Genomic DNA, 25,434 nt, shown 5'->3' with positions numbered 1-25,434 from the left:
AAAAGATTTTAATAGCGTTTGCGGCCTTTACCACGGTTAGATTTCTTAGAAGGGCCTTTGCTGTGTTTTTTCTTATTGCGCAATAAATTAGAAGCCTCGCTAAGGTCTTCATCGGCGTTTTTGAGGTTAATCTCACCATTGCTAAGTTCCTTAAGATGATCAAAGATTACCTGGTCATCTACCGAGTCACGATTCCAGTTGAGAAAAGACTTTTTCATATGATTGGCAATAGTATAAACCAATGCCTCCTTTAAGGGTCCTTCTTCATATTTTTTTGCCTCATCGATCATTCGTTTAATATTGTTTCCGTAGAAACGATATTTGGGGAAGTTTTGAGGATATTTAAGCATTTCGGGACGCTCTGCCAACATTTCGCGGGTTGGCTTGGGAAAGGGAGATTCTACATCAAGTTTAAAATCACTAATAATAAATAACTGGTCCCAAAGTTTATGCTGAAAGTCGGATACATCTCTTAAATGAGGATTCATATTACCCATCACGGCAATAATAGATTTTGCTACTTTATTGCGTTCTTCATCATTCTGAATATTTACAGCGTAATCTACCATTTTTTGTAAATGCCTGCCGTATTCAGGAATAATGAGATGGCTCCTTTCAGAGTTATATTCTAATGCGTGTGTCAAAATTGAAATTTATAAGGTGATACTTTTCTGTAGAAGTTAATCGCTGCAAAATACTAAATATTATTCAGAAATATTCAGATATCAGAATTTTAAATAATTACAGGGAAATCACCCCCTCTACCTTCCGGGCAACTTCTTTATATTTTTCAATCACGGCATCAGGGTTTTTCATTTTTACATTTATAGAAACACTGGTGTATTTGCCGTTTTTGGACTTTCTGGTAGTGATTACCGCTCCCATATTATTGAAGATCCCGTCTATTTTCTCTATTTTTTCTGCATCGGTGGGAACAATAAATTTATAAAGATATGCTGTAGGCCAAAGTGAGGTATTTTGCAGCTGCACTTTAAGTTTAGCGTAAAATTCTTCAGGATTATTTTTTTCGCTCATAAGTTTTCTTTCTTCTCTTCATTTAAAATGCAAAGATACATAGATTGGTTACATTTTTATAATCGGATACAAATGACGAAATTTGCAGGGTGAAAACAAAAAGAATTGTGATAACCGGCGGCCCCGGCACCGGTAAATCATCCATCATCCGAATGTTAGAGGCCCAGGGCCACGAATGCCTCCACGAGATTTCCAGACAGGTTACCCTCGAAGCCCAAAAACAAGGTATAGACCAGCTTTTTCTAGATAAACCTTTACTTTTTAGTGAAAAATTGCTGGAAGGGCGTATTGTGCAACATAAAGAAGCCGATATGCTCCCGGCATCTACGGTATTTATAGATCGGGGAATTCCCGATGTTCTGGCTTATATGGAATATTTTAGAACCAGTTATCCATCAGAGTTTGTGGAGGCCTGTAAAAACCACCTTTACGATAAAATCTTTATCTTACCTCCCTGGCCAGAGATTTACATTAGTGATAACGAAAGGTATGAGTCTTTTAACGAGTCCCGGCGTATTTCAACTTACCTTGTAGAAACCTACAAAAGTTATGGCTACACTCCCGTTGAGGTACCAAAAGCTCCTGTAAGAGAGCGATCGGAATTTATTTTAAATTCAATTGATGAATAATCTAATTGCAGCAAGCCACACACATATTAGAAAAATACTGGGGGCATAAATCCTTCAGACCTATGCAGTGGCCAATCATTCAAGCTGCCTTGCAAAATAAAGATGTTATTGCTCTTCTGCCCACCGGCGGGGGAAAATCGGTGTGTTTCCAGGTGCCCGCGATTTATCGTGAAGGTATATGCATTGTGGTCTCGCCCTTAATCGCGCTAATGCAGGACCAGGTAAATGCATTGAAAAATAAAGGCATAAAAGCCATGGCTCTTACCGGTGGAATCTCTTTTCAGGATCTGGATGCCGCTTTAGACAATTGTATTTACGGCAACTATAAATTTCTTTACCTATCTCCCGAAAGACTTCAGCAGGAATTAGTTCAGGAAAGGATTAAACGAATGAATGTTAATCTTATCGCTGTAGATGAGGCACATTGTATTTCGCAATGGGGTCACGATTTCAGGCCGGCATATCGAAATGTAAATATTCTTAAAAGACTAAAACCCGGAGTGCCCTTAATGAGTCTTACTGCTACTGCAACTCAAAAAGTGGTAGAAGATATTCAAACCCAACTTGATTTAGAAGCCCCGGAGGTTTTTAAGCAATCCTTTTTCAGGGGAAATCTAGCCTACAATATTGTAAATGCTGAAGATAAAAACTACCGCCTATTACAACTCTTAACCAAACCTGAGGAGTCGGTGATTATTTATGTAAGAAGTCGCAAAGCAACGATTGAAGTCACTAATTTTCTGAAAAAAAATAATTATAAAGCAGAGACCTTTCATGGCGGGTTAAAACTTGAAGAGAAACAAAAAAAACTTCAGAACTGGCTGGATGATAAGATCAATATTATAGTGGCCACCACTGCTTTTGGGATGGGAATAGATAAGCCCGATGTTAGACAGGTAATCCACCTGAATCTCCCTGAATCTATAGAAAGTTATTTCCAGGAGGCAGGACGGGCAGGACGGGATGAGAAACCTGCAGTAGCAACTATTATCACTCATACCAGTGACATCCCGGTTTTAAAAAACCAATTTCTTGCAGGAATCCCGGATGTTACAGATGTTAAACTGGTCTACCGTAAATTAAATTCTTATTTCAGGATCGCCTACGGGGAGGGAGAAAATACGAACCACAATTTTAATTTTGGGCAGTTTTGTCAGCACTATCAGTTTAATACCATAAAAACATACCAGGCCCTTCAGGTTCTGGATCGCTGCGGAATTCTCAAACTCTCTGAACAATTTTATAAAAAAACAGAATTACAGTTTATTGTTTCGGGCAAACAATTACAGTATTTTCTCGAAGAGAATCCTAAATACAATTTGCTGGTACAGGCTATCTTAAGAACCTATGGCGGCATTCTGGAAAATCTAACCGGAATTAACCTGAGTACGATTTCAGATAAAACGGGGACTGATGAAAAGGAAGCCCTCCGGCTTTTGAACGAACTTCAGCAGCAGGGAATCGCAGATTTCTCTCATGCGAAGCATGATGCCAATATTACTTTCTGGATGCCTCGGGAAGACGATACCACGATAAATCCCTTTTCAGCCTATATTAAAGAACAGAAAAAAAGTAAAGAAGCTAATATCCAATCTATTCTGGACTACATAGCAAATGAGAAAGTTTGTCGCAGCCGGCAACTCCTGGAATATTTTGGTGAAAAAGAAGTGGAGGACTGCGGAATATGTTCGGTTTGTACCGCACACAAAAGGATTTTAACCCGTACCGAAATGAATAATATCTACCGCGAGATTATGCCGCTTTTAAAACAGCAAGAAAGGACTTCCCGCGAAATAACCCAAAATATAAATTATCCGGAAGATCACGTTTTGGAAGTTTTGCGCCTTCTAGCTGAAAAAGGTATAATTTATCGCACTAAAACAAACACCTACAAAATTAAAGATTGATGAAAGACCTGAAAATAGTTTTTATGGGCACCCCGCAATTCGCTGTGCATTGCCTGGAAGAGATTTTAAGACAAGGATTTAATGTGGTGGGAGTCGTTACCGCTCCCGATAAACCCGCAGGCCGTGGCCGGAAATTACAGGAAAGTGCGGTAAAACAATTCGCCGTAGAAAACAATTTAAAGCTGTTACAACCAATAAATCTTAAGTCGGAAGACTTTCTGGAAGATCTTAGAAAGCTTCACGCTGACGTACAGGTAGTCGTTGCTTTTAGGATGCTTCCAAAGGAGGTTTGGGCCATGCCCAAAAATGGCACTTTTAACCTACACGCTTCCCTTTTGCCTCAATATCGCGGTGCTGCCCCGATTAACTGGGCTCTAATGAACGGAGAAAAAACCACGGGGGTTTCTACTTTCTTTTTAGATGAAAAAATAGATACCGGGGCTATGATTCTGCAGGAAGAAGTGGAAATCACTCCGGAGGAAAACATGGGCCAACTCCACGATAAGCTGATGCATACCGGTGCAAAATTAATTACCAGAACCCTAAAACAAATTGAAGAAGGAGAAATAAAGTCTACCCCACAAGCGAAGAGCTCTGACTTAAAGGAAGCTCCTAAACTAAGCCGGGAAAATACCAGGATAGACTGGACTCAAAATTTGCAAAAGGTTTATAATCACATCCGCGGCCTTAATCCCTATCCGGCGGCCTGGAGCATTTTAAAAAATAATGGAGAGGAACTAAAAGTAAAGATCTTTGATTGCCATAAGGAACCTGCGATGCATAAGCTCCCTGCGGGTAAAATTAAAATAGAGGATAAAAACCTGAAGGTTGCCTTACAAGATGGTTTTTTAGTAATAGAGGAAATCCAGCTTCCGGGAAAAAGAAAAATGAAGATCAAAGATCTTTTAAACGGATTTAATTTCTCTGCAGAAGCAAAATTCCTGTAAACCCTTACCAGTACTGAAGAAGCTAAAAATCAATAAAACTTACATAACTTTATTAACAAAAGGTTAAAGTTATCAACAATAAGAGGCTTTTCCCTTGTTATTACTTGCACGGGAAAGAATTCCATATAAATTTGTAGAGCAATTTAACAGAATGTTTAACCAACAATTTATTTAAAATTCAAATTATGAACAAAACAGATTTAATCGATGCAATGGCTGAAAATGCTGGAATCTCTAAAGCAGCAGCAAAAAAAGCCTTAGAATCTTTTCTAGAAAATGTTGAGAAGTCACTTAAAAAAGGAGACCGCGTTTCTCTTGTAGGATTTGGCTCCTGGTCAGTTTCTAAAAGAGCTGCTCGTGAAGGAAGAAACCCACAAACCGGAAAAACTATTAAAATTGCTGCTAAAAACGTAGTTAAATTTAAAGCCGGAGCTGACCTGCAAAAAGCTGTAAACTAATTAATTGTATTAGTACGAAATTAGGAAGCCTTTCTCACGGAAGGCTTTTTTTATGCAAAAATTTTGTTTAAATGTTTGATTTTTTTCAAATAAATAGTAGCTTAGATAAAAAGAATCCTGTTATGATAGCTTTAAAACCAACCAAAGGCCATCTTTTAGTAGCAGAACCTTCCATAATTGGTGATGTGGCATTTAACCGCTCTGTAGTCTTACTTGCCGACCATTCTGAAAAAGGTTCCGTTGGTTTTATCCTGAATAAAATTCTCGATTTCAATCTAAAAGACCTTATCCCCGAATTAGATTCCAATTTCAAAATTTATAACGGAGGTCCAGTAGAACAGGATAACCTGTACTTTATCCATAAAGTGCCTGAGTTGATTCCCGAAAGTATTGAAATCGCCAACGGAATTTATTGGGGCGGGGATTTTGATGTGGTAATAGATCTCATCGCAAAAGGTAAGATTTCCGAAAAACAGATTAGGTTCTTCCTGGGTTATTCAGGTTGGGAAGCAGAGCAACTTAATGAAGAACTCAATTCACATTCCTGGATTATCACTACAAACGAACATGCTTCCGAAGTTATTGAAAGACCCTATATCTCCTTCTGGAAAGACAAGATGATGCAACTTGGCGGAGATTATCTTTTATGGTCTAACGCGCCAGAGAATCCTACTTATAATTAGCCTAAACGGGCTTTCACGTTTAGTTTTGAAAGCAAGTTCCTTGCTACCGTATTATCGAAATTTTTCTTGCGGTATTTGGTAATGGGCTGGATACCCACCACCACATTGGTTATAAATAACTCATCTGCCTTCTGAAGTTCAAATGGTGAAACAGAAACTTCTTCCAGCTCATACTCTGGTAAATCTTTAAGAACCTCCAGCAGTTTTTTACGGGTTATTCCGTTTAATGCCCCATCATTCAAGGGCGGGGTTTTTATCGTTTTCCCTTTCACAACAAAAAGGTTTCCGTTGAGAGCTTCCACTACATTTTTCTTTTCATTTAAAAGAAGGCAGTTTTTATAATCATTTTCAGAAGCATAGATACTTCCCAAAACATTTATGGCCCGGTTATTAGATTTTATGGTAGCCAGAAGTCCGCTGGTGATATAATGATCTTTAAATAATTCAATTTCATAATCTTCCTCATTCAGAAGATAGAAGGAATCTTTTAAAGGAGCTACGCTAATTACATAATCTATCTCCCTGGTCGTGGGGGTATAATACCCACCCCCTTTTCTAAAAACAGTAAGCCTAATTCTCGCAGGCGAATTTTTTAAATCATTAGCCTCTAACAACTCCCCAATTCTTTCTTCGAGATATTCGGGAGAAAAATTTGCGGGGATTTCCATTCTCATTATCCGCATGGAAGCCATTAACCTAAAATAGTGATCTTCCCAAAACATCACCTGTCCGTTTATCACCCTAATGGTTTCAAAAACCGAGTCTCCGTAGGCAAGTCCACGGTTAAATACTGAAAGTTTCGCATTCTGGTCTTCTACAAGCTTTCCGTTTAGATTTATCATAAAAACTTAAAATTATTCACAGGGGAGCATAAAAAAAGCCCCCGTTTATGGCGGGGGCAAAGGTAATGTTTATCCCTTAATTATTAAACCGATCCTAGTACCTGTTTTAAATCAGAAATCATATTCTCCCAAAGCATTTTTCCTTCATCAATTTCATCTTCTTCAGAAAAATCTGTAATCATTATTGAAACATCTTTGGTGATGTCATCTACCTGAATCCTGATCTCGAAAAAATATGGAGTATCCTCATCATCCAGCCACTTGAACTTAACGCGTTCATCGCTTTTTTTACTTACCAGCTTGGCTTTCTCTTCACTACCTTCCCAGATAAATGTGAAGATCTCACCTCGGGAATTAACATTATCGGCATACCATTCACTTAAGCCCGAAGGTGTGGAAATGTATTGATACAATAGAGAAGGAGAAGCCTGAATTGGAAATTCCATTTCGTACTTGATCTTTTCTTCCATTTTAAGAATTATTAGTTAGTTCGGGCAATATAGATATTAATTGGAAAGATAAAAAGAAAACAAAATAAATATTTTAGAAAATAATGTTTGCGGCAACCCAAATTGTTTTTATATTTGCACCCGCATTTACGGGCAGTCAATGCTCCGAAAAGGCACGCCAGCAGGCAGATCACAAAATTATGGCGAGGTAGCTCAGTTGGTTAGAGCGTCGGATTCATAACCCGGAGGTCCCGAGTTCAAATCTCGGTCTCGCTACTCTACAAATCCCTTCTTTATCAGAAGGGATTTTTTTATTTTATACTAGAATCTCTTCGGGTTTGGTTATAGCTGAATTTAACTTCCTGGCAATCACTGTCTACTATTTTTCCGGAAGATTTCTGGCCGCACAAAAAGCCGCTCCAAAAAGCGGACTTTCTTCATTTAGGATCACATTCACAGGAATCTTTTCCAAAAGTGGATTCATTCTGTTAGATTGAACAAAATGATGTAAAAAAACGTCCTTATCTACTAAATCGATGATCTTGGGCAAAATGCCACCTCCAATAAATATCCCTCCCAATGCCTTGAATTTTAAAGCCATTTGAGCAGCTTCGGTAGCCAAATATTCTATAAAAAGCTCCATTGTTTCCTTACAGATTTCAAAGGACTCCTCCTTTGCACATTGGCTAATCACCGCCGCAGGATCTCCTTCCTTAATTTTATCCTTCAGATTTTCCGGCTCGGAGATATTCTTATTTTTCAGCAAAAACTCATAAATATTTACAATTCCTGGACCCGAGATAATGCGCTCCCAACTCACATGGCCATATTTCTTATGCAAAAATCGCCAGAAATTAAAATCCAATTCTGAACGTTGACAAAAATCACTGTGGCCACCTTCTGAAGCGAAGGGATGATAATGAGACCCATCCCAATAAAGACCAACCTCTCCCAGGCCTGTGCCGGGTGAAATTATCGCAGCATTTCCCCTAATCCAATTTCCTTTTTTAAGTTCTGCGAAATTCTTTTTTGAAAGAACAGAGAGTCCATAGGCGTTGGCTTCCATATCATTTATAATAGAAACCCGCTTTACCTTTAACGCCCTGGCTATATCTTTTTCATCCAGTTCCCAGGCAAAGTTTGTCCCTACTACCTTTCCCCCTATCACTGGTCCCGCCACTCCAAGGCAAATAGTATCTATAGCCGGCAACTCATTTGAATGAAAAGATGACATAAGTTCCGGGAATGAAGTCCATTCATTGGTCTTAAAACTCTCCTGTTTTATGGGTTTCAAAGAATCCTTCTCAAATTGAAATAAAGCAAGGTTTGTTTTAGTACCTCCAACATCCCCAGCTAATATCACCCCTTCGGACTGTTCGAAGGTCTCCTTTCCCTGAAACGAAAGCGGAAAATAAAAGCCTTCAGATTCTTTGTTGAATGTTATTATTCGATCCATAATTAATGCTGTTGTGAGGAAGCCATTTATTACTGATTTTAATGGCAAGTATTTCTCAATTCAAGATAAGAATTTGATTTCCGGCATAATTAAGAGCCTTGTTAAATATTATAAAAATCGTATTTTAGATAACACCTAAAACCCTAAATCTATGCTGAGAAAACAACTTGGAAATACTAATATTCAGGCTCCTCCTATAATTTTTGGAGGCAATGTTTTTGGATGGACCTTAAGCGAAGATGAATCATTTAAAATGTTGGACGAACTGCTGGAAAAGGGTTACAATATGATAGACACCGCTGATGTTTACTCTCGCTGGGCAGAAAATGTTGAAGCAGGAACTTCAGAAAGAATAATCGGAAAATGGATGAAAGACCGTGGAGTACGTAATAAAATTATTATCGCTACAAAAGGAGGCTCCAGTATGCAACAAGGCGGCCCAAAAAACACTACAAAGGATTACCTGTTAAAAGCGGCAGAAGATTCTTTAAAACGACTCCAAACAGATTATATCGACCTGTACTTTACCCATTACGATGATGGTAACACCCCAGTTGAACAAACACTCGAAGCTTACCAGGAACTCATTAATACGGGCAAAATCGGGCATATAGGTGCCTCCAACTTTTCTCACTTAAGATTGCAGGAATCCCTGGATATGGCTAAAGAAAAAGAATTGCCTAAATATGAAGTTTATCAACCGGAATATAATCTTATGGCTCGCGAAAATTTTGAAAGCTGGGGTAGGCGATTCTGCAGGGAAAACAATTTAGGGGTAACTCCATATTTCGCGCTTGCCAGCGGATTCTTAACGGGAAAATACCGAAAAAACTCAGATTTTGAGGGTAAAGACCGAAAGATGTTTGCTGAAAAATATCTGAATGAGCGTGGCAGGAAAGTTTTGACAGCCCTTGATAAGATCTCAGAAAAACACGAAGTATCACAGGCTGCAGTTGCGCTTGGTTGGCTAATGCAAAGACCCGGAGTTACAGCACCAATTGCCAGCGCCACCAAATCTTCTCATCTTGATGCTTTTGAGGATGCCGTCAATTTAAATTTAAGCGGAGAAGAAATGGATCGACTTCTTAGGGCTTCAGAATATTAAAACAAAAAGCCGAAAGTACATTAGGAACTTTCGGCTTTTAATTTTCAATTCCTTAAGAGAACTACCGGATTTTCTCCAGTAATTCAGCGGTTGAAACGCGGTACTGTTCTCCCGTCTTCATATTTTTGAGGGTGAATTTCTCCTGTTGCATTTCTTCACCACCGGCTAAAACTACAAACGGAATTTCCCGCTTATTCGCATATTTCATTTGCTTGTTCATTTTAGCAGCATCGGGATAAAGTTCAGCAACGATATTTTTTCGTCTTAATTCTGATATCGCTTTAAGCGCGTAAAGTGCTTCCTCATCGCCAAAATTGATAAAAAGAGCTTTGGTATTTTCCGTTATCGTCTCAGGAAAAAGACCTAATTCCTCAAGAACCAAAAATATTCTGTCCAGGCCAAAAGAAATTCCCACCCCACTCATATCTTTCAAGCCAAAAATTCCGGTGAGATCATCATAACGGCCGCCACCACCAATAGAACCCATTTTTACGCCGTCAGGAGCTGAAACCTCAAAGATCGCCCCCGTGTAGTAATTAAGCCCACGAGCAAGGGTGACATCGAGCTCCAGACTAGCCGATTTCAATGGAATTTCAGCAACTGCTTTTTCTATAAATTCAAGTTCTGCAATTCCTGCTTTTCCTACTTCAGAAGTTACAAGGATGTCTTTTATTCCCTGTATTTTTTCTCCAAATCCTCCTTTGAGATTGAAAATAGGTTGAATCTTATCCAGGGCGCTTTCTGCAATTCCTTTCTCGCGCATTTCCTTTTTAACGCCTTCCTCCCCTATTTTATCGAGCTTATCCAGGGCGACGGTAAAATCTATAAGTTTATCCTGTTCCTCTATAACTTCAGCAAAACCGGATAGCACTTTTCGGTTATTTATTTTAATAGTTACTCCTTCCAATCCAAGCGAGTTGAAAACGGCATCATAAAGCTGAACGAACTCCACTTCCTGCCACAAAGATCTACTTCCAACTACATCGGCATCACATTGGAAAAATTCACGAAAACGACCTTTCTGGGGCCTGTCTGCACGCCAAACAGGTTGAATCTGGTAGCGTTTAAATGGAAAATCAATTTCATTTTGATGCTGCACAACGTAACGGGCGAAAGGAACGGTTAGGTCGTAGCGAAGCGCCTTTTCGCTAATAGACGGAGTAAGTTTGAGACTGTCTTTTTGCTGAAGTGTTTTTTCATCGGCTTTTTTTAAAAAATCTCCTGAATTAAGAATTTTAAAAATCAACCTGTCCCCTTCTTCTCCGTATTTTCCCATAAGGGTATCGGAGTTTTCAAAACTTGGGGTTTCAATAGGCTGAAACCCAAAATTTTTAAACTGAGATTTTATTTTTCCGAAGATATAATTTCTTTTAGCTACTTCTGCAGGAGAAAAGTCCCGGGTTCCTTTTGGAATAGACGGTTTTTGTGCCATAAATTTTTGCTGGTAAAGCCTTGAATTGATTTTGTACTGGCTGCAAATATCTTAATTTTTAAGCTAACCCAAATAAATTTCAATTTTAAAGTAACATTTGGACGATCATCGAGTCTAATCTTTTGCATAATAATTTCAAAATATGTTTGGCCTGCTAAAAGAAAACATAAGAATTGCCTTCAACTCTATTAAAAGTCAGCTGTTAAGAACCATTCTTACCGTACTTATAATCGCTATAGGAATTACTGCTCTCGTAGGAATTCTAAGCGCCGTGGCAGCCCTGGAAAATACTATTAGTAGTGATTTCGCTTCTATGGGTGCAAACACCTTTAATATTCAGCGATATGAATTTAACTCGCAACGCCGTGGTGGCGGGGAAACTGAAAAGATAAATCCTATAATAAGCTACAGAGAGGTTCGTCAATTTGAACAAAATTACGATTACCCTTACACACAAACCTCTGTATCTTTCACTGGAACCGGAACAGCTGAAGTAAAATATGAAAATGAAAAAACTGATCCTGAGGTTTCTGTTCTTGGGGTCAACGAAAACTTTTTAAGTAATAGCGGCCTTAATGCGGAAACCGGACGTGAGTTAAATGTTTTTGATATAAGAAACAATAGTAATGTCGCTATCCTGGGGGCCGACTTTGTAAAAGAAAAGGGATTGTTTAAAGGAGCAGATCCCATTGGGAGAACAATAAGTGTACGGGGAGCAAAATTCAGGGTTATTGGAGTTTTGGAATCAAAAGGTTCCACCTTCGGAAATAATCAGGATCTCAGGGTATTAATACCTATTCAAATGGCCAGGTCCCTCTTTACGCAACCTCGTATAAATTATAATTTAAGCGTTAAAGTAGAGAATAAAGAATTTCTGGAAACCGCTCAGGAAGAAGCTATTCTTACTTTTAGGAATATACGAAAACTGAATCCAGTGGAAGAAAATAATTTCGGGATTGAAAAGAGTGACGATTTAATAAACAGAATCTTTTCTATAACTGGTTACCTGAATATAGCTGCCTGGATCATTTCGATCATCACCATTTTTGGTTCTTCCATTGCCCTGATGAATATTATGCTTGTAAGCGTTACCGAAAGAACCCGGGAAATTGGAGTTCGAAAAGCTTTGGGCGCTAAAAGTAAAACTATTGCCACCCAATTTTTTATGGAAACCCTTATAATTGGGCAGATAGGCGGCATCCTAGGGATTTTATTGGGAATCCTGATCGGTTTTGGAGTTTCGGCCGCGGCAGGGTTTGATTTCACCACCCCCTGGGTCGCTATGCTTTGGGCAACGGCAATAACCATACTTGTGGCTATTCTTGCCGGGAGCTATCCAGCAGCAAAGGCTGCAAAACAGGATCCCATTGAATCACTTAGGTATGAGTAAAAAAGCTTGTTCAAATTATTTAACCACCTTTTCAAAATAGGTATATAACTCACCCTTTGTGATATTAGCTCCCTGATGAATAAGCGCAAAGATATCTTTATTGCGATCGTCGCTAATTGCCTTGGTAGAGGTGTAGATATTTACAGATTCATCCAGAAGATTTTCCTGCAACCAACTATAGCCTTCTTTGGTTCTAAGATCTATGAACTCATTTTCAATTTTAATAGCGATTAGGTTGATTGTTGCTGCAGTGATTTGAAAAAGAAAGATTTGATTGGGAGAAAAATGTTCCAGGTATTCTACTTTATTTAGTACTCCTTCCCAAACCAAATCACTGAATACATCCAATTCCTGCTCGGCTAATTCTGGCTTATTGGCTTTTATATCCTGCCATTCATCAGCAGTTATAGATTGGCTTGCCAGGAAATTGATGAATTCCTGGTGCATTTCTTCAAATTGTTCCTTCGTTAAGCGGGCGTACTTCATTTTCAATAAAGATTAAATAAATTGCGGTGTACTTAGGGATTAGTTCGACCGGCAAACTTGCTGCGTGATATAAACCCTGTCAAATTTGGGTTTCACTAAAATAGAAAAGCCCACTCAAAAAGAGCAGGCTTATCCTTATAAATAAAACAGATTAAGCTTCAGAGACTACATCAAAGCTAAAGTTTGAGATCACCTCACGGTGAAAACGCAAGGTAGCGTCATATTGTCCCAAACGCTTGATGTTTCCACCTGCGATGCTAATATATTTCTTTTCGATCTCCACACCTTCCTTGGCCAGTGCATCGGCAAGATCGGCATTGGTAATAGACCCAAACAATTTGTCACCAGCTCCTGCCTTGGCAGTGATTTTGATGTCTAAACCGTTAAGTTTTTCAGCCTGTTTTTTGGCTTCGTCTATGTGCTTTTGTTCTTTATAGGCACGTTGTTTCAGGGTCTCAGCCAATACTTTTTTGGCTGATGGGGTTGCAAGCTGTGCAAAGCCCTGAGGAATTAAAAAGTTACGCCCGTATCCGTTTTTCACGTCTACCACGTCATCTTTAAAGCCTAAATTATCTACGTCTTTCTTAAGTATCAATTCCATAAAACTGCCTTTTTTATTTTAATAAATCACCAACGTATGGCATTAGTGCCAAATGACGGGCGCGTTTAACGGCAACAGCCACTTTTCTTTGGTATTTCAATGAAGTTCCAGTTAAACGACGAGGCAATAATTTACCTTGCTCGTTTACGAAACTCATTAAGAAATCCGGATCTTTATAATCTATATATTTAATTCCAGATCTTTTAAACCGGCAATACTTCTTGGTTTTAGAAGTTTCTATGTTAAGTGGGGTAAGATATCTGATCTCCCCGTCTTTTTTTCCTTTTGCTTGTTGTTCAATAGAGGTAGCCATACTTACGCTTTTTCTTGTTTACGGTTTCTTCTTTTTTCAGCCCAGGCAATAGCGTGTTTGTCTAACTTAACGGTTAGATAACGCATCATGCGCTCATCTCTTCTGAAAGCAAGTTCTAAAGGCTCGATAGCCTCACCTGGTGCCTGAAATTCGAATAAGTGATAAAAACCACTCTTTTTGTGTTGGATTGGGTAAGCCAGTTTTCTTAGCCCCCAGTCTTCTTTTGATATCATCTTGGCACCTTTAGAAACAAGAAATTCTTCGTATTTCTGAACTGTCTCCTTTATCTGCTCATCAGATAAAACGGGATTCAAGATGAAAACAGTTTCATAATGATTCATATAAAATTACTTTAAATTAAATTGGCTGCAAAAGTAGAATTATTATTTCTATTTTCAAAGCCTTCCTGCGTAGATAAAGTGCATTTAATCCTAATGAATGTGCTTTTTAACTTGTAATTAATAAATTTAATCATTAATATTGTTATTACTTAACCTAACTGACCGTGGAAGAAATTTTACTCAAATGTGCTGTTGTCGATGATTCCAGTTTGCAGAGATTATCTCTTGTAAAGCTGATCAAGGACCACCCAAACCTAAAATTGGTGGCAGAGTATAATAACGCCATCGAAACCAAAAACGGGCTTCTGGACACCGAAACCGATTTGATTTTTCTGGATATAGAAATGCCTATACTTTCAGGTTTCGAATTGCTTGACGACCTTCCCAATAAACCCCAAATTATATTTGTAACCGGTAAGACCCAATACGCTTTTAAAGCCTTTGATTATGATGCGATAGATTACATTCATAAGCCAGTTACCAAAGAACGTTTTAATAATGCAGTTAGTAAGGCTATTAATCTTTATAAACTTAAACATCAGGTACCGGTTAATCCTGAGGATGAAGAATATATTTTCGTAAAAAGTAATTTGAAGAACCGAAAGGTTTTTCTGAATAAATTAAAATACATACAGGCCTTAGGCGACTACGTAAAGTTTGTAACCGAAAAAGAAAATTTTGTGGTACTGGCAACCATGAAATCTTTCGAAGAACAATTACCCAACGATAAGTTTTTACGAACTCATAAATCTTATATTGTGAACCTTGATAAGATTGAACGTTACAATAGTAAAAATATAGAAATTGATAAACAGCAGCTTCCACTTAGCCGGCATAAGAAAAGTGATTTGGTTGAAGCATTAAGCCAAATCCATTAAAGCTTTCCTCCTATAACTTTTGATATACCTTTAGTTATCCAAATTAAAGATTTCAATTTATACAGGATCTACATTTACCACTACTCTCACACTTCTAAAAGCTCCAATAGACTTAAAACTCAGCAGTATTTTACTGACTGCATCCTTGGTCTTTTCAAGACTTTGTTGTTGCGGAATTTTCAACAATATATTTTTATAATATTCATTACGAATACGTGCTACGGGAGGGAATTCCGGACCTAAAATATATTCTCCAAATACATTTGTGAGTGACTTCGCGAGCCAGTCGGAAGCAGTATTATTAGTGGAATAATCCCTGCTTTTCAAGGTAAAACGAATAATTCTGTAAAACGGTGGATATTTGTAATTGTAGCGTTCCTCAAGCTGCTCCCTGTACATTGCTTCGTAATCTCCTGTAGATACCTGCTGAATAATCTGGTGGTTCGGGTTATAACTCTGGATCAATACTTTTCCCCGCTTCCTGGTTCTTCCTGCTCTTCCTGCAACCTGTAGCATCAACTGAAAACTACGCTCATGAGCTCTAAAATCAGGAAAGTTTAACAGGTTATCTGCATTCATAACCCCTACCAGGTTAACGTGCCGGAAATCGAGACCTTTGGTAACCATCTGAGTTCCCACAAGGATATCGATTTCCTGTTGCTCGAAGCCGTTTATAATTTTTTCAAACGCATACTTACCCCTGGTGGTATCCTGATCCATTCTTGCTATCTTATGGTCGGGAAATAAAGCCTTGAGCTCTGTTTCGATCTGTTCTGTACCAAAACCTTTTGTTGAGATATCGGTACTGTGACAGGCCATACATTTTTGTTGCATCGCGATATGATAGCCGCAGTAGTGACAACGCAACTGGTGGTTATTAGAGTGGTAGGTTAAACTAACATCACAATTGGGGCATTGCGGAGAATGACCGCAAGTATTGCACTCCAAAATTGGTGAAAACCCTCGCCGGTTTTGAAACAGGATCACCTGCTCTTCTTCCTTTAAAGTTGCTTTGATCTCTTCAAGTAACCGATCTGAAAAATGACCGGTCATTTGTTTCTTTTTATGCTTAGTCTTAATGTCAACGATTTCAATTTCCGGTACCAGAACATCGCCGAATCTTCTATTGAGTTCCACAAGGCCGTATTTATGATGCTGGGCATTAAAATAAGATTCTATTGAGGGTGTAGCAGATCCTAATAGAATATTCGCTTTAAAGTATGAACCTAATACTACCGCTGCATCCCTCGCATGATACCTTGGCGCGGGGTCATATTGCTTGAACGAGCTTTCGTGTTCCTCGTCTACAACCACTAATCCCAAATTAGTGAATGGAAGAAAAACAGAGGAGCGGGCGCCAATTATCACCTGTCCGGAATCTCGATTGTTGAGAATCTTACGATAAACCTCCACCCGTTCATTAACCGAGTACTTACTGTGGTAAATCAGGACTTTATCACCAAAAAAATGCTGCAATCTGTAGATAAGCTGGGTGGTGAGCGCAATTTCAGGAAGCAGATATAAGGCTTGTTTCCCTGCCGCCAAAACCTCTTTAATAAGTTGAATATATATCTCTGTCTTTCCCGAGGATGTGATACCATGAAGCAGTCCTACCTTATTTTCAGCAAAATGTTCTTTAATTTCTGAAAAAGCTTTTTGCTGAAATTTGCTAAAAACAATCTCTTTCGAAGAAGTTTCTCCCGAAAAGTTAACTCTATCTGTCTCCTCATAGAATTCTTCCAGGATCCCTTTGTCAATAAGGGCTTTTAAAGTACCCGATGAAGCTTTGCTTTGTTTAAGAAGACTTTTTAATTTAAGTGGTTTACGACTCTTTGCGGTTAAGCTAAAATAGGTTAACATAATTTCCCGTTGCCCGGGTGCCCTGCTTAACGAATCGAGGAGTTTATGCATTGAAGCCTCTGAACGGTAACTTTCATTCAGTTTTACAAATCGGGTTTTCTTAGGTTTATACTGTTCGTAGATCTCCTGATTTAACACCAACAGCTTTTTTTCAATAAGCCTGTTTATGATGGGCAATACGGTCTTTTTATCCAGTAACTTCATTACCTCCTGAATTTTTAAGGAAGATTGGCGCTGCAGAGCTTCTACCAGAAGAAATTCATCGTCGTTTAAATCTATCTCCGGCAAAAAGTCCTTATTTTTTAATTGAATCACTCCTTCACTTTCAAGTAAAAGAGCACCAGGAAGCGCCGCACGTAGCACATCTCCTTCAGCGCACATATAATAGGAGGAAATCCATTTCCAGAATTTCAGTTGATTGGATGTGATTAAGGCTTTTTTATCCAGAATCTGATGAATAGGTTTAGCCTCATAAACCTCAGGTGGCCGTTGATGAAGCTTCGCCGCTATCCCTGTATAAATCTTTGATTTCCCGAACGGAACTGCAATGCGCATTCCAGGTTCAAGGAAATTAGCTTCATCTTCTGAAACCCCATAAGTAAAGCGTTTTTCCAAAGGCAGGGGAAGAATTACGTCAACAAAATAGGGCATTTACAATTGGGTTTGATAGATTTTAAGGATTCATAAAAGTAAAAAACCATCCTAAAATAGAATGGTTTTTTATCATTTTGTTATCTAAGGGCTATTTTGCGCGTTCCCAGGTTTTGGTCTTATAGAAAAAAGCTACGTAACCTCTTACATTTAGTTTATTGGGATCGTCTTCATCGAGCCAGATTTTTCCTTTATATTCTTTCCCCGATTTGGGATCAATTAAGGTTCCACCTGTATATTCCTCTCCGTCTTTTTCAAAACCGCTAATTACCTCCAGGCCTTCAATAGGTTGACCCTTAAGCTCTCCACTGCATTTATTGCAGGTTTGATCGCGGTCCTCTTCTTTCATTATCCGTACTACTTTTCCTGCAACCTCTCCACCATTCTCGTAAATTTCTATAATAGAGTTTACTTTTCCGGCATCATTGGTGACCTGCCATTTTCCGAAGATACTTTGTGCTTGTATCCCGAAGCAGGTAAAGATGGTGCAAAAGGAAACCAGTAACAGGTTCACATTAATTTTCATAGCAATTTTAATTTTATCAGGAATTTATTTTCCCAACATTCCCTTTTTCAGGTCTTCATCGGCTGGTTTATCTGATAACCATATTCCGAAAAGGGCACGTTTAAATTCAAGGCCCTTAATATTACCTGATTTCTTTCCATTCTTATAGACAGTTACTCCATCCTGAGGTAAATAAACGATATCAAAAACATCTTCTTTATTGATCTGCTCATCAAAGAAACTTTTGAATTTCGCTATTTCAGAAGAAATTGGAGCCGTATTTCCATTAGTAGCATTTTCAAATCCTTCATTCACCGCATCAATCATTCTTTTACTGGTAATCATTTTAGAGACCATGTGCAGTTTGATAGCCATGGGTTTATCGGCTTTGGTAATTTCAGCCGCATTAGACGATTTTGCACTTAGGTAAAGCCCACCTACATACATATCCATCCAGAATTTTTCACGAACCCCGGCACCATTCAGCATTAATTCTTCTGAACCGTACTCCAGTGTATTTGGTAGACTTACCCCACCGATTTCGGTTTGAGCCTGACCAAGAGAAATGCTTAAAACAGCGAACATTATAAAGATTACTTTTTTCATTTTATTTGGTTTATCGATTAAAGTTATTTAAAATTCTTTTTGAGTTTTATTAAAGAGGCGTTAAGTTCAAAACCTAACAACAATATATTTGAATTTATCCAAATATATACCATTAGAATTAAGAGGGCTCCAATAGAACCGTATAATTCGTTATAGGAGGAGAAGTTTTCAATATATAATCCAAATAAATATGTGGTTAATAAAATTAGAATTGTTGTGAAGAAAGCTCCTATTGAAAAGAACTTTGCCTTCCTGGCTTCCTTGGTCCCAAAATAATATAATGTAGCCACCCCAATATAAATTAATAATATAAAAGCGCTGTATTTTACCAAGGGTGCTCCCGCACCATCCTTAGGAACCACTCCTAATTCGTTAAGGTCATCTAAGGCATAAGTTAGATAAACCGCCAGTATTACTGTTATGAGCAACAACAATGCCATAATAAGGGAAACTCCTACAGCTATAATGTATTGCCTAATAATGGATCGGTTTGTATTGGTATGGTAAGAAAATTCAAAACCTGTAAAAATCGCATTTACCCCATTGGTCATTAAAAATATAGATAAAATAAATGCGAAAGACAGTAGCCCCCCACGAGGCGTATTAGCAATGTCCAGGAAAATATCATTGAAAAACACCGAGGTTTGCGGTGGTAACAACGAATCCATAAAGATTAGAAACTGAAGCTGGAAATCATCTATAAACTGAATATAGGGGATCAGGTTCAGCATAAAAAGTAAAAAAGGAAACAAGGCCATAAAAAAACTAAAGGCAATGGCACTGGCACGGGTCGAAAATGTACCCTTTATTATTCCTCCTGAATAAATTTCCCAGAGATCATAAAGCGATAAACCCTCTAAGCCCGGCAAAATGATGTTCCGGGTCTTATTTTCCCACCAATTTGAAAACTGTTCCAGTTTAGATTCAAATGCTTTACTAACAGCCATATTATATAGCCTTTAAACTAAAATCTTTATTGTAAACCGAATGTGTTAATGCACCGCTCGAGATATAATCTACACCACACTCAGCGTATGGCCTGGCAGTTTCCAGAGTTATCCCACCACTGGATTCGGTTTGACATTTTCCGTTTATTAACTCCACGGCCTTCCTGGTGTCTTCATAATTAAAATTATCTATTAATATACGATAAACTCCCTCTGACTGCAATATTTCCTTGATTTCATTAAGATCTCTTGCTTCAACAATAATCTTTAGGTCAAGATTATTGGTTCTAAGATATTCTTTAGTTTTCAGGATCGCCTGGGTAATTCCACCGGCAAAATCTATATGATTATCCTTCAGCATTATCATATCGTAAAGGCCAAATCTATGATTCTCCCCTCCTCCTATCTTTACTGCCCATTTTTCCAGGGCCCTGATACCAGGAGTAGTTTTCCGGGTATCGAGGATTTTTGTTTTCGTACCTTCCAATTTATCAGCAAACTGCCTGGTTTTGGTGGCAATCGCACTCATACGTTGCATCGCATTCAGCACAAGCCTTTCTGCTTTTAAAATTGATTGAGAACTCCCCTCCACATAAAATACAATATCCCTATGCTTAACCTGGCTTCCATCCTTTATAAGAACTTCTGTTTTTAAATTTGGATCTACCTTTTCAAAAACCCTAAGGGCGAAATCCACCCCCGCTAAAATTCCTGTATCTTTAACCAATAGTTTTGCTTTCCCTGTGGCGGTAGCGGGAATGCAGGCTAAAGAACTGTGATCTCCATCCCCGACGTCTTCCCTTAAAGCATTAGTGATAATTAAATTTATTTCTTTTTCGAATTGGTCTTTTGAGATCATTTGCAATACTTATTTTTGTAAAAGTAGGAAAGTCTGCGTTAAATAAAGGATATGACCATAAAATTAGTATGCATAGGCAAGACCGATAGTACCGAGTTAAAACAACTCATAGAGATGTATGAAAAGCGGCTTCAATTCTATATTAAATTTGAAATTGTGGTTATTCCCGACCTCAAAAAGGCTAAAAACCTGGATGAAAACCAGCAAAAGTCTAAAGAAGGAGAGCTTATTCTGTCAAAAGTCCAGGCTTCAGATTTTGTGATACTCCTGGACGAAAAAGGTAAGGAATTCAGCTCTATAGTCTTTTCCGAATATATTCAGAAGCGACTAAACAGCGGGATGAAACAATTGATCTTTGTAATTGGTGGTCCTTATGGATTTTCTGAAGACGTTTACAAAAGATCTGATTCAAAACTGGCCCTTTCTAAACTTACTTTTTCTCATCAAATGGTACGATTATTTTTTACAGAGCAATTATATCGTGCCTTTACCATCTTAAAAAATGAACCTTATCACCATCAATAATTAATTATGGATCTAGTATTTGCCACTCATAACAAGAATAAGATGAAGGAGATTAAAGCCCTCCTTCCGCATTATATCAATCTACTTTCCCTGGACGACATTGGCTGTAATGAGGAAATACCTGAAACCAGTGATACCATAGAAGGCAATGCTGTTTTAAAGGCTGAATATGTTAAACATCGTTATGGTTATGATGTTTTTGCCGATGATACCGGCTTAGAGGTGGAAGCTTTAGCTGGTGCCCCAGGAGTTTTTTCTGCACGTTATGCCGGAGAAGCCAAAAGCGACCAGGCCAATATGCAAAAACTTCTTCGGGAAATGAAAAATATAAATAATCGCAGCGCCAGATTTAAAACCGTGATCGCCCTAAATTTAAACGACCAGCAGAACCTCTTCGTGGGGACCTGTCAAGGGACAATTCTGGAAGAAGCCCGTGGTAATCAGGGTTTTGGATACGACCCTGTTTTTCAACCAGAAGGACACACCAAAACCTTTGCTGAAATGAGCCTTTCTGAAAAGTCAGAATTGAGTCATCGGGCTAAGGCTTTAAGAGGGCTAATCTCCTATCTTTCAAAATAAAAGACTTCCAAAAGGATTTATTGCGTACGAAGCCGTACCTTTGCCGCTTATTTTAATTTTTATATGAACAAATTTGAACAATTAGGTTTAAACCCTTCTATTCTTAAAGCAGTCGAAGAAATGGGTTTTGAAAGCCCAAGTGAAATTCAGGAAAAAGCTATTCCTGTTTTGTTAAATGAAGACACCGATATGGTGGCCCTGGCCCAAACCGGAACAGGAAAAACAGCTGCTTTTGGATTTCCGCTTATCCAGAAGATAAATTCTAACGCTAAACATACCCAGGCATTAATTCTCTCACCAACCCGTGAGCTTTGCCTACAAATCACCAACGAATTAAAGAACTACTCTAAATTCGAGAAAAATCTAAATGCAGTTGCCATTTATGGAGGGGCAAGCATTACCGAGCAGGCGCGCCAAATTGAGCGTGGAGCACAAATTATTGTAGCTACCCCCGGTCGTATGCAGGATATGATAAACCGTAAACTGGTTAATATTACCAAAATTGATTACTGTGTTTTAGATGAGGCCGATGAAATGTTGAATATGGGCTTCTATGAAGACATCACCTCTATTCTTGCAGATACGCCAAAAGAAAAGAACACCTGGCTTTTTTCTGCTACCATGCCTAAAGAGGTAGCAACAATCGCTAAAAAGTTTATGAAAACTCCCATAGAAATTACTGTGGGTACCAAAAACCAGGGAACCAGTAACGTATCACACGAATACTACCTGGTAAACTCCCGCCAGCGTTATGAAGCGCTTAAAAGACTGGCAGATGCCAATCCCGATATTTTTTCGGTTATTTTCTGCCGAACCAAGAGAGACACTCAAAAAGTAGCTGAAAAGCTTATTGAAGACGGTTATAGCGCCGCAGCACTTCACGGGGATCTTAGCCAGAACCAGCGTGATCTTGTGATGAAAAGTTTCAGGACAAAACAGATCCAGATGCTTGTTGCTACTGATGTTGCCGCTCGTGGTATTGATGTAGATGATATCACTCACGTAATCAACTACCAATTACCAGACGAAATTGAAACCTATACCCACCGAAGCGGTAGAACCGGTAGAGCTGGAAAGAGTGGAGTTTCTATGGTCATTGTTTCAAAAAGTGAAGTGCGTAAAATCAAAAGTATCGAACGCATTATAAAGCAGAATTTTGAGCAAAAAGATATTCCTGACGGCATGGAGATTTGCAGAGTTCAGTTATTTCACCTTGCAAATGATATCAAGGAAACTAAGATCAATCATGAGATAGACCCTTATTTACCGAGTATTAACGAGGTCTTGGAAGGTTTTAGTCGTGAAGAACTAATTAAGAAATTTTTCTCGGTAGAATTCACCCGTTTCTTTAATTATTATAAGAACTCACCAGACCTAAGTACAGGAGGAGGTTCTGATCGTGCTTCAGGAGGAGGAGAATCTACTAGGTTCTTTATCAATATTGGCGCAAAAGACGGTTTTGACTGGATGAGCCTTAAAGACTTTCTGAAAGCAACTCTTGATCTTGGTCGCGATGACGTCTATAAAGTCGATGCTAAATCAACATTCTCATTCTTTAATACCGATGCTTCACAAACCGATAAGGTTCTTGAGACGTTTAAAGACTTCAAACATAATGGACGCCATATTGATGTGGAAGTTACGACTGATTCTGGTCGTGGCGGAAGAAAAAAAGGAGGCGGCGGTAAAGAACGCTCTGGAAAACCATTTAAAGGTGGAAAATCCGGCGGGAGACGTTCCGAAGGATTTAACAAAAAAGGGCGCGGCGATAAAAAATCGGGCGGTCGTGGCAAGAATATAGAAAGCTCTCTAAAAAGGAGACGTTCTAAAAAATAAATAGATTATAGGCGCTTAAAATATAAAAACTGGCATTGTTTTTTATTGGTATTTTATATTTTAGGCGCCAATTATTATGAAGTATAGTTTATTCCTTTTTTTACTCTTTTTTTCTGGTATTTATGCCTCGGCACAAAATGTGGTTTCTGGCACAGTGATGAATGCCGCCAATGATAAACCTATTGAAAGGGTACATATTGTAAATCTTAATCAGGTTAAAGGCGCGGTGAGCGACGAAGATGGTAAGTTTGAACTTCCCGCTAAAGTGAACGACACCTTATATTTCACCTATCTCGGATTTAAATCCATAAAAGTTCGTGTTACCAACGACTGGATGAAATACGGGAATGTAAAAGTGAAGATGACTGAACTGGGAATTGCACTGGAAGAGGTGGTGGTGAGTTCGGTTACCTTAACCGGCTATCTCGAAATAGATGCCAAGAATATCCCAATTTACGAGAATAAACGCTACAGTATTTCGGGTTTAAATACCGGTTACGAAGCAGGCACTAATTCGCCCAGCGCGGTATCAAAAGTTTTAGGCTCCCTGCTTAACCCGGCAGACCTCGTTAATAATATCTTCGGAAAAAGACCGCAGCAAATGCGAAAGCTCAGGCAAATGAAGGATGATGTTGAGATTAGAAATTTGCTTCGGAATAAATTTGACCGGGAAACCCTTGTGGCCTTACTACAAATCAATAAGGTGGAAATTGACGAAATCTTAGGCCGCTGTAATTATTCAAAAGATTTTATGCGCACGGCTAACGATCTACAGATCCTTGATGCAATAAGCGGTTGTTATGAAGAATATAAAGTGCTTCAACGTGAAGATTAATCCCTTTTTTCTAAAATAGCTTTTAAATTTATTAATCCCTTTTCAAGATCATTCCCCAGCAATTTTTCTACGCTGTAGAAAATTGAAATAATAGTAAGCGGAAAAGGCAGAAACCCGCGAACACCCCATACTATTTTCGACTTTTCAGGCTCCATTTCTTTAATTCCGATATAAGTTAAAGAATTAAGCTTAATGGGCCGCACAAAAAGCAAGCGCGTCTCCACAATCGCCTTAGGTTTTAATTTTACAATTTTTTGAGTCCCCTCTCCTACTTTATTATTTCCTCTCCAATAAAATCCGGCTCCCTCTTTCCCGTCAATTCCTTTAAATTTAAGGATGGCATCGCGATCTCTCCTAAACCAGGGCACCCAATGGGGTTGCTTTTTTAACTGACTAACATAATTGAATACGTCATCTTTAGAAGCATTGATAACCATAGTACGACTTAGATCATACGATTTTTTAGCATAAGCATGTAAAAAAGCGAAAAAGGTAATAATCGCAATAACAAGGTAAAAAAAGAGGGTCATAAGTAGGGCTTGAGCTGCTAAAAATAACAAATTTATCGGGACGCTTTATAGTGCTCCACAAGTTGTTCTGAATTTTTTATACACTTTTTAACCCAGTTCAATTCGATTTCGAGTTTTTCTTCAGGTGTGAGTTGCCAAAACACCTCACTACGACGAAGTCGGCTGGTTAAGGATTGTAAAATAATTGCTGCCGAAACCGATATATTCAGGCTTTCGGTAAAGCCTTGCATGGGGATTTTCAATTTAACATCAGCTTCTTTAAGAACTTCTGCAGAGAGACCGTCTTTTTCGGTTCCGAAGAAAACAGCTGAAGGCTTTGAAATTTCAAATTCCTCGATATTTTGTGCATTTCCGTGCGGGGTGGTTGCAACAATTTGAAAATCTTTCTCCCTAAGCCTGGCAATACAATCTTTGGTAGAATTATATCGGTTTACATCTACCCATTTTTGTGCCCCCATGGCTATTTCTTTGTCGATCCTCCTGGGTTGACGTTCTTCAATAACATGGATATTCTGAATTCCGAAAACATCACAACTACGTATTACCGCACTCGTATTATGTAACTGATGAACATCCTGTGTGACCACAGTAAAATGATTTGTACGTTGGGCTAAAACTTTCTCAAACAAAGCAATACGCCTTGGAGTAAGAAAAGTTTTCAAGTAAGCCAGAAGTTCTGTTTTTTGCATGAGTTAAAATTAAAAAAACAGACGGCAACCTTAATGTTTCCACAGGAATATTTAAGATTA

General features: G+C 38.5%; 29 protein-coding genes and 1 tRNA gene. 13 read left to right on the top strand and 17 right to left on the bottom strand.

Features of this window, described 5'->3' with window-relative positions; genetic code table 11:
* Positions 1-8: 8 nt before the first annotated feature.
* Both BUW93_RS10410 and BUW93_RS10405 read right to left on the bottom strand, forming a co-directional pair.
* On the bottom strand, positions 9-644 hold the full coding sequence (locus BUW93_RS10410; RefSeq protein ID WP_198537007.1) for a DUF4290 domain-containing protein: 636 nt from the start codon (positions 642-644) through the stop codon (positions 9-11).
* A 97-nt stretch (positions 645-741) separates the two neighbouring features.
* On the bottom strand, positions 742-1,035 hold the full coding sequence (locus tag BUW93_RS10405; protein ID WP_081211637.1) for a DUF493 family protein: 294 nt from the start codon (positions 1,033-1,035) through the stop codon (positions 742-744).
* 89 nt (positions 1,036-1,124) lie between these two features.
* Here BUW93_RS10405 and BUW93_RS10400 point away from each other — a divergent pair, with 89 nt between their 5' ends.
* From BUW93_RS10400 to BUW93_RS10380, 5 genes are all read left to right on the top strand, one after another.
* Positions 1,125-1,664 (top strand): AAA family ATPase, encoded by a 540-nt coding sequence (locus BUW93_RS10400; RefSeq protein ID WP_081211636.1) that lies wholly within the window; start codon positions 1,125-1,127, stop codon positions 1,662-1,664.
* Positions 1,665-1,669: 5 nt separating this feature from the next.
* The gene (locus BUW93_RS10395; RefSeq protein WP_081211635.1) at positions 1,670-3,571 is read left to right on the top strand and encodes a RecQ family ATP-dependent DNA helicase; all 1,902 of its coding nucleotides are present in this window, start codon (positions 1,670-1,672) and stop codon (positions 3,569-3,571) included.
* A complete protein-coding gene (fmt, locus tag BUW93_RS10390; protein WP_081211634.1) occupies positions 3,571-4,518 on the top strand; it encodes a methionyl-tRNA formyltransferase in 948 nt (315 codons plus the stop codon). The genes BUW93_RS10395 and fmt overlap by 1 nt, the downstream gene beginning before the upstream one ends.
* A 185-nt stretch (positions 4,519-4,703) precedes the next feature.
* Positions 4,704-4,976, top strand: coding sequence for an HU family DNA-binding protein (locus tag BUW93_RS10385; protein WP_006990442.1), 273 nt, complete (start codon positions 4,704-4,706; stop codon positions 4,974-4,976).
* A 122-nt stretch (positions 4,977-5,098) separates the two neighbouring features.
* The gene (locus BUW93_RS10380; RefSeq protein WP_081211721.1) at positions 5,099-5,659 is read left to right on the top strand and encodes a YqgE/AlgH family protein; all 561 of its coding nucleotides are present in this window, start codon (positions 5,099-5,101) and stop codon (positions 5,657-5,659) included.
* Here the strand turns inward: BUW93_RS10380 and BUW93_RS10375 are convergent.
* Both BUW93_RS10375 and BUW93_RS10370 read right to left on the bottom strand, forming a co-directional pair.
* On the bottom strand, positions 5,656-6,501 hold the full coding sequence (locus BUW93_RS10375; RefSeq protein WP_081211633.1) for an aminotransferase class IV: 846 nt from the start codon (positions 6,499-6,501) through the stop codon (positions 5,656-5,658). The two genes, BUW93_RS10380 and BUW93_RS10375, sit on opposite strands and share 4 nt — an antisense overlap.
* Before the next feature lie 83 nt (positions 6,502-6,584).
* The gene (locus tag BUW93_RS10370) at positions 6,585-6,971 is read right to left on the bottom strand and encodes an START-like domain-containing protein (protein WP_081211632.1); all 387 of its coding nucleotides are present in this window, start codon (positions 6,969-6,971) and stop codon (positions 6,585-6,587) included.
* Positions 6,972-7,152: 181 nt separating this feature from the next.
* On the opposite strand from BUW93_RS10370, the gene BUW93_RS10365 reads away from it, so the two are divergent.
* Positions 7,153-7,226 (top strand) — tRNA-Met (locus BUW93_RS10365).
* 103 nt (positions 7,227-7,329) lie between these two features.
* Here the strand turns inward: BUW93_RS10365 and glk are convergent.
* The gene (gene glk / locus BUW93_RS10360; RefSeq protein WP_081211631.1) at positions 7,330-8,406 is read right to left on the bottom strand and encodes a glucokinase; all 1,077 of its coding nucleotides are present in this window, start codon (positions 8,404-8,406) and stop codon (positions 7,330-7,332) included.
* Positions 8,407-8,557: 151 nt separating this feature from the next.
* On the opposite strand from glk, the gene BUW93_RS10355 reads away from it, so the two are divergent.
* The gene (locus BUW93_RS10355) at positions 8,558-9,511 is read left to right on the top strand and encodes an aldo/keto reductase (RefSeq protein WP_081211630.1); all 954 of its coding nucleotides are present in this window, start codon (positions 8,558-8,560) and stop codon (positions 9,509-9,511) included.
* A 61-nt stretch (positions 9,512-9,572) separates the two neighbouring features.
* Here BUW93_RS10355 and hisS read toward each other — a convergent pair whose 3' ends face one another.
* A complete protein-coding gene (hisS, locus tag BUW93_RS10350; RefSeq protein ID WP_081211629.1) occupies positions 9,573-10,943 on the bottom strand; it encodes a histidine--tRNA ligase in 1,371 nt (456 codons plus the stop codon).
* A 142-nt stretch (positions 10,944-11,085) separates the two neighbouring features.
* Between hisS and BUW93_RS10345 the strand changes: the two genes are divergently transcribed.
* Positions 11,086-12,333 (top strand): ABC transporter permease, encoded by a 1,248-nt coding sequence (locus tag BUW93_RS10345; RefSeq protein WP_081211628.1) that lies wholly within the window; start codon positions 11,086-11,088, stop codon positions 12,331-12,333.
* Between the two features lie 15 nt (positions 12,334-12,348).
* On the opposite strand, the gene BUW93_RS10340 is transcribed toward BUW93_RS10345, so the two are convergent.
* The 4 genes from BUW93_RS10340 to rpsF form a co-directional block, all read right to left on the bottom strand.
* Entirely contained in the window at positions 12,349-12,819 is a 471-nt protein-coding gene (locus tag BUW93_RS10340) for a DUF6495 family protein (RefSeq protein WP_081211627.1), read from the bottom strand.
* Between the two features lie 151 nt (positions 12,820-12,970).
* Positions 12,971-13,420 carry a 50S ribosomal protein L9 gene (gene rplI, locus BUW93_RS10335; RefSeq protein WP_081211626.1) on the bottom strand — a complete coding sequence of 150 codons (450 nt, stop codon included), beginning with the start codon at positions 13,418-13,420 and terminating at the stop codon, positions 12,971-12,973.
* Positions 13,421-13,433: 13 nt separating this feature from the next.
* Positions 13,434-13,733 carry a 30S ribosomal protein S18 gene (gene rpsR / locus BUW93_RS10330; protein WP_013071549.1) on the bottom strand — a complete coding sequence of 100 codons (300 nt, stop codon included), beginning with the start codon at positions 13,731-13,733 and terminating at the stop codon, positions 13,434-13,436.
* A 2-nt stretch (positions 13,734-13,735) separates the two neighbouring features.
* Positions 13,736-14,074, bottom strand: a complete 339-nt coding sequence (gene rpsF / locus BUW93_RS10325; RefSeq protein ID WP_081211625.1) for a 30S ribosomal protein S6 — start codon at positions 14,072-14,074, stop codon at positions 13,736-13,738.
* 164 nt (positions 14,075-14,238) lie between these two features.
* Here rpsF and BUW93_RS10320 point away from each other — a divergent pair, with 164 nt between their 5' ends.
* Positions 14,239-14,952 carry a LytR/AlgR family response regulator transcription factor gene (locus tag BUW93_RS10320; RefSeq protein ID WP_081211624.1) on the top strand — a complete coding sequence of 238 codons (714 nt, stop codon included), beginning with the start codon at positions 14,239-14,241 and terminating at the stop codon, positions 14,950-14,952.
* Between the two features lie 57 nt (positions 14,953-15,009).
* On the opposite strand, the gene priA is transcribed toward BUW93_RS10320, so the two are convergent.
* The 5 genes from priA to nadC all read right to left on the bottom strand — a co-directional run bounded on the left by priA (position 15,010) and on the right by nadC (position 20,380).
* Positions 15,010-17,463 carry a replication restart helicase PriA gene (gene priA, locus BUW93_RS10315; protein WP_081211623.1) on the bottom strand — a complete coding sequence of 818 codons (2,454 nt, stop codon included), beginning with the start codon at positions 17,461-17,463 and terminating at the stop codon, positions 15,010-15,012.
* Positions 17,464-17,554: 91 nt separating this feature from the next.
* The gene (locus tag BUW93_RS10310) at positions 17,555-17,989 is read right to left on the bottom strand and encodes a DUF2147 domain-containing protein (RefSeq protein WP_081211622.1); all 435 of its coding nucleotides are present in this window, start codon (positions 17,987-17,989) and stop codon (positions 17,555-17,557) included.
* A 24-nt stretch (positions 17,990-18,013) separates the two neighbouring features.
* Positions 18,014-18,574, bottom strand: coding sequence for a chalcone isomerase family protein (locus BUW93_RS10305; RefSeq protein ID WP_081211621.1), 561 nt, complete (start codon positions 18,572-18,574; stop codon positions 18,014-18,016).
* A 23-nt stretch (positions 18,575-18,597) separates the two neighbouring features.
* Entirely contained in the window at positions 18,598-19,521 is a 924-nt protein-coding gene (locus BUW93_RS10300; RefSeq protein WP_081211620.1) for a YihY/virulence factor BrkB family protein, read from the bottom strand.
* Position 19,522: 1 nt separating this feature from the next.
* Positions 19,523-20,380: a carboxylating nicotinate-nucleotide diphosphorylase gene (nadC, locus tag BUW93_RS10295; protein ID WP_081211619.1), complete on the bottom strand. Its 858-nt coding sequence runs from the start codon at positions 20,378-20,380 to the stop codon at positions 19,523-19,525.
* Between the two features lie 51 nt (positions 20,381-20,431).
* On the opposite strand from nadC, the gene rlmH reads away from it, so the two are divergent.
* The 4 genes from rlmH (at position 20,432) to BUW93_RS10275 (ending at position 24,155) form a co-directional block, all read left to right on the top strand.
* Positions 20,432-20,905 (top strand): 23S rRNA (pseudouridine(1915)-N(3))-methyltransferase RlmH, encoded by a 474-nt coding sequence (gene rlmH, locus BUW93_RS10290; RefSeq protein WP_081211618.1) that lies wholly within the window; start codon positions 20,432-20,434, stop codon positions 20,903-20,905.
* A 6-nt stretch (positions 20,906-20,911) separates the two neighbouring features.
* Positions 20,912-21,484 carry a non-canonical purine NTP diphosphatase gene (locus BUW93_RS10285; protein ID WP_081211617.1) on the top strand — a complete coding sequence of 191 codons (573 nt, stop codon included), beginning with the start codon at positions 20,912-20,914 and terminating at the stop codon, positions 21,482-21,484.
* Between the two features lie 63 nt (positions 21,485-21,547).
* Complete coding sequence (locus BUW93_RS10280) at positions 21,548-23,320, top strand: DEAD/DEAH box helicase (protein WP_081211616.1); 1,773 nt, start codon at positions 21,548-21,550, stop codon at positions 23,318-23,320.
* A gap of 76 nt (positions 23,321-23,396) precedes the next feature.
* A complete protein-coding gene (locus BUW93_RS10275) occupies positions 23,397-24,155 on the top strand; it encodes a carboxypeptidase-like regulatory domain-containing protein (protein ID WP_081211615.1) in 759 nt (252 codons plus the stop codon).
* Here the strand turns inward: BUW93_RS10275 and BUW93_RS10270 are convergent.
* Together BUW93_RS10270 and BUW93_RS10265 are read right to left on the bottom strand one after the other, a co-directional pair.
* Positions 24,152-24,685 carry an SRPBCC family protein gene (locus tag BUW93_RS10270; RefSeq protein ID WP_081211614.1) on the bottom strand — a complete coding sequence of 178 codons (534 nt, stop codon included), beginning with the start codon at positions 24,683-24,685 and terminating at the stop codon, positions 24,152-24,154. The genes BUW93_RS10275 and BUW93_RS10270 overlap by 4 nt on opposite strands.
* 32 nt (positions 24,686-24,717) lie before the next feature.
* Positions 24,718-25,374, bottom strand: a complete 657-nt coding sequence (locus BUW93_RS10265; RefSeq protein ID WP_081211613.1) for a TrmH family RNA methyltransferase — start codon at positions 25,372-25,374, stop codon at positions 24,718-24,720.
* Positions 25,375-25,434: the final 60 nt, after the last annotated feature.

This window comes from Salegentibacter sediminis (genome assembly GCF_002078605.1).
GTDB classification, from domain to species: domain Bacteria; phylum Bacteroidota; class Bacteroidia; order Flavobacteriales; family Flavobacteriaceae; genus Salegentibacter; species Salegentibacter sediminis.
This window is presented reverse-complemented; position numbering and strand designations above follow the sequence as displayed.

Coding starts and splice junctions, on each gene's coding strand:
- BUW93_RS10345 (WP_081211628.1), top strand. CDS start 11,086: ATGTTTGGCCTGCTAAAAGAAAACATAAGAATTGCCTTCAACTCTATT.
- BUW93_RS10270 (WP_081211614.1), bottom strand. CDS start 24,685: ATGACCCTCTTTTTTTACCTTGTTATTGCGATTATTACCTTTTTCGCT.
- BUW93_RS10405 (WP_081211637.1), bottom strand. CDS start 1,035: ATGAGCGAAAAAAATAATCCTGAAGAATTTTACGCTAAACTTAAAGTG.
- rpsR (WP_013071549.1), bottom strand. CDS start 13,733: ATGGCTACCTCTATTGAACAACAAGCAAAAGGAAAAAAAGACGGGGAG.
- BUW93_RS10385 (WP_006990442.1), top strand. CDS start 4,704: ATGAACAAAACAGATTTAATCGATGCAATGGCTGAAAATGCTGGAATC.
- BUW93_RS10380 (WP_081211721.1), top strand. CDS start 5,099: ATGATAGCTTTAAAACCAACCAAAGGCCATCTTTTAGTAGCAGAACCT.
- hisS (WP_081211629.1), bottom strand. CDS start 10,943: ATGGCACAAAAACCGTCTATTCCAAAAGGAACCCGGGACTTTTCTCCT.
- BUW93_RS10370 (WP_081211632.1), bottom strand. CDS start 6,971: ATGGAAGAAAAGATCAAGTACGAAATGGAATTTCCAATTCAGGCTTCT.
- rplI (WP_081211626.1), bottom strand. CDS start 13,420: ATGGAATTGATACTTAAGAAAGACGTAGATAATTTAGGCTTTAAAGAT.
- priA (WP_081211623.1), bottom strand. CDS start 17,463: ATGCCCTATTTTGTTGACGTAATTCTTCCCCTGCCTTTGGAAAAACGC.
- BUW93_RS10300 (WP_081211620.1), bottom strand. CDS start 19,521: ATGGCTGTTAGTAAAGCATTTGAATCTAAACTGGAACAGTTTTCAAAT.
- BUW93_RS10280 (WP_081211616.1), top strand. CDS start 21,548: ATGAACAAATTTGAACAATTAGGTTTAAACCCTTCTATTCTTAAAGCA.
- nadC (WP_081211619.1), bottom strand. CDS start 20,380: ATGATCTCAAAAGACCAATTCGAAAAAGAAATAAATTTAATTATCACT.
- BUW93_RS10305 (WP_081211621.1), bottom strand. CDS start 18,574: ATGAAAAAAGTAATCTTTATAATGTTCGCTGTTTTAAGCATTTCTCTT.
- BUW93_RS10375 (WP_081211633.1), bottom strand. CDS start 6,501: ATGATAAATCTAAACGGAAAGCTTGTAGAAGACCAGAATGCGAAACTT.
- BUW93_RS10275 (WP_081211615.1), top strand. CDS start 23,397: ATGAAGTATAGTTTATTCCTTTTTTTACTCTTTTTTTCTGGTATTTAT.
- BUW93_RS10285 (WP_081211617.1), top strand. CDS start 20,912: ATGGATCTAGTATTTGCCACTCATAACAAGAATAAGATGAAGGAGATT.
- BUW93_RS10265 (WP_081211613.1), bottom strand. CDS start 25,374: ATGCAAAAAACAGAACTTCTGGCTTACTTGAAAACTTTTCTTACTCCA.
- glk (WP_081211631.1), bottom strand. CDS start 8,406: ATGGATCGAATAATAACATTCAACAAAGAATCTGAAGGCTTTTATTTT.
- rpsF (WP_081211625.1), bottom strand. CDS start 14,074: ATGAATCATTATGAAACTGTTTTCATCTTGAATCCCGTTTTATCTGAT.
- BUW93_RS10340 (WP_081211627.1), bottom strand. CDS start 12,819: ATGAAGTACGCCCGCTTAACGAAGGAACAATTTGAAGAAATGCACCAG.
- BUW93_RS10355 (WP_081211630.1), top strand. CDS start 8,558: ATGCTGAGAAAACAACTTGGAAATACTAATATTCAGGCTCCTCCTATA.
- fmt (WP_081211634.1), top strand. CDS start 3,571: ATGAAAGACCTGAAAATAGTTTTTATGGGCACCCCGCAATTCGCTGTG.
- rlmH (WP_081211618.1), top strand. CDS start 20,432: ATGACCATAAAATTAGTATGCATAGGCAAGACCGATAGTACCGAGTTA.
- BUW93_RS10310 (WP_081211622.1), bottom strand. CDS start 17,989: ATGAAAATTAATGTGAACCTGTTACTGGTTTCCTTTTGCACCATCTTT.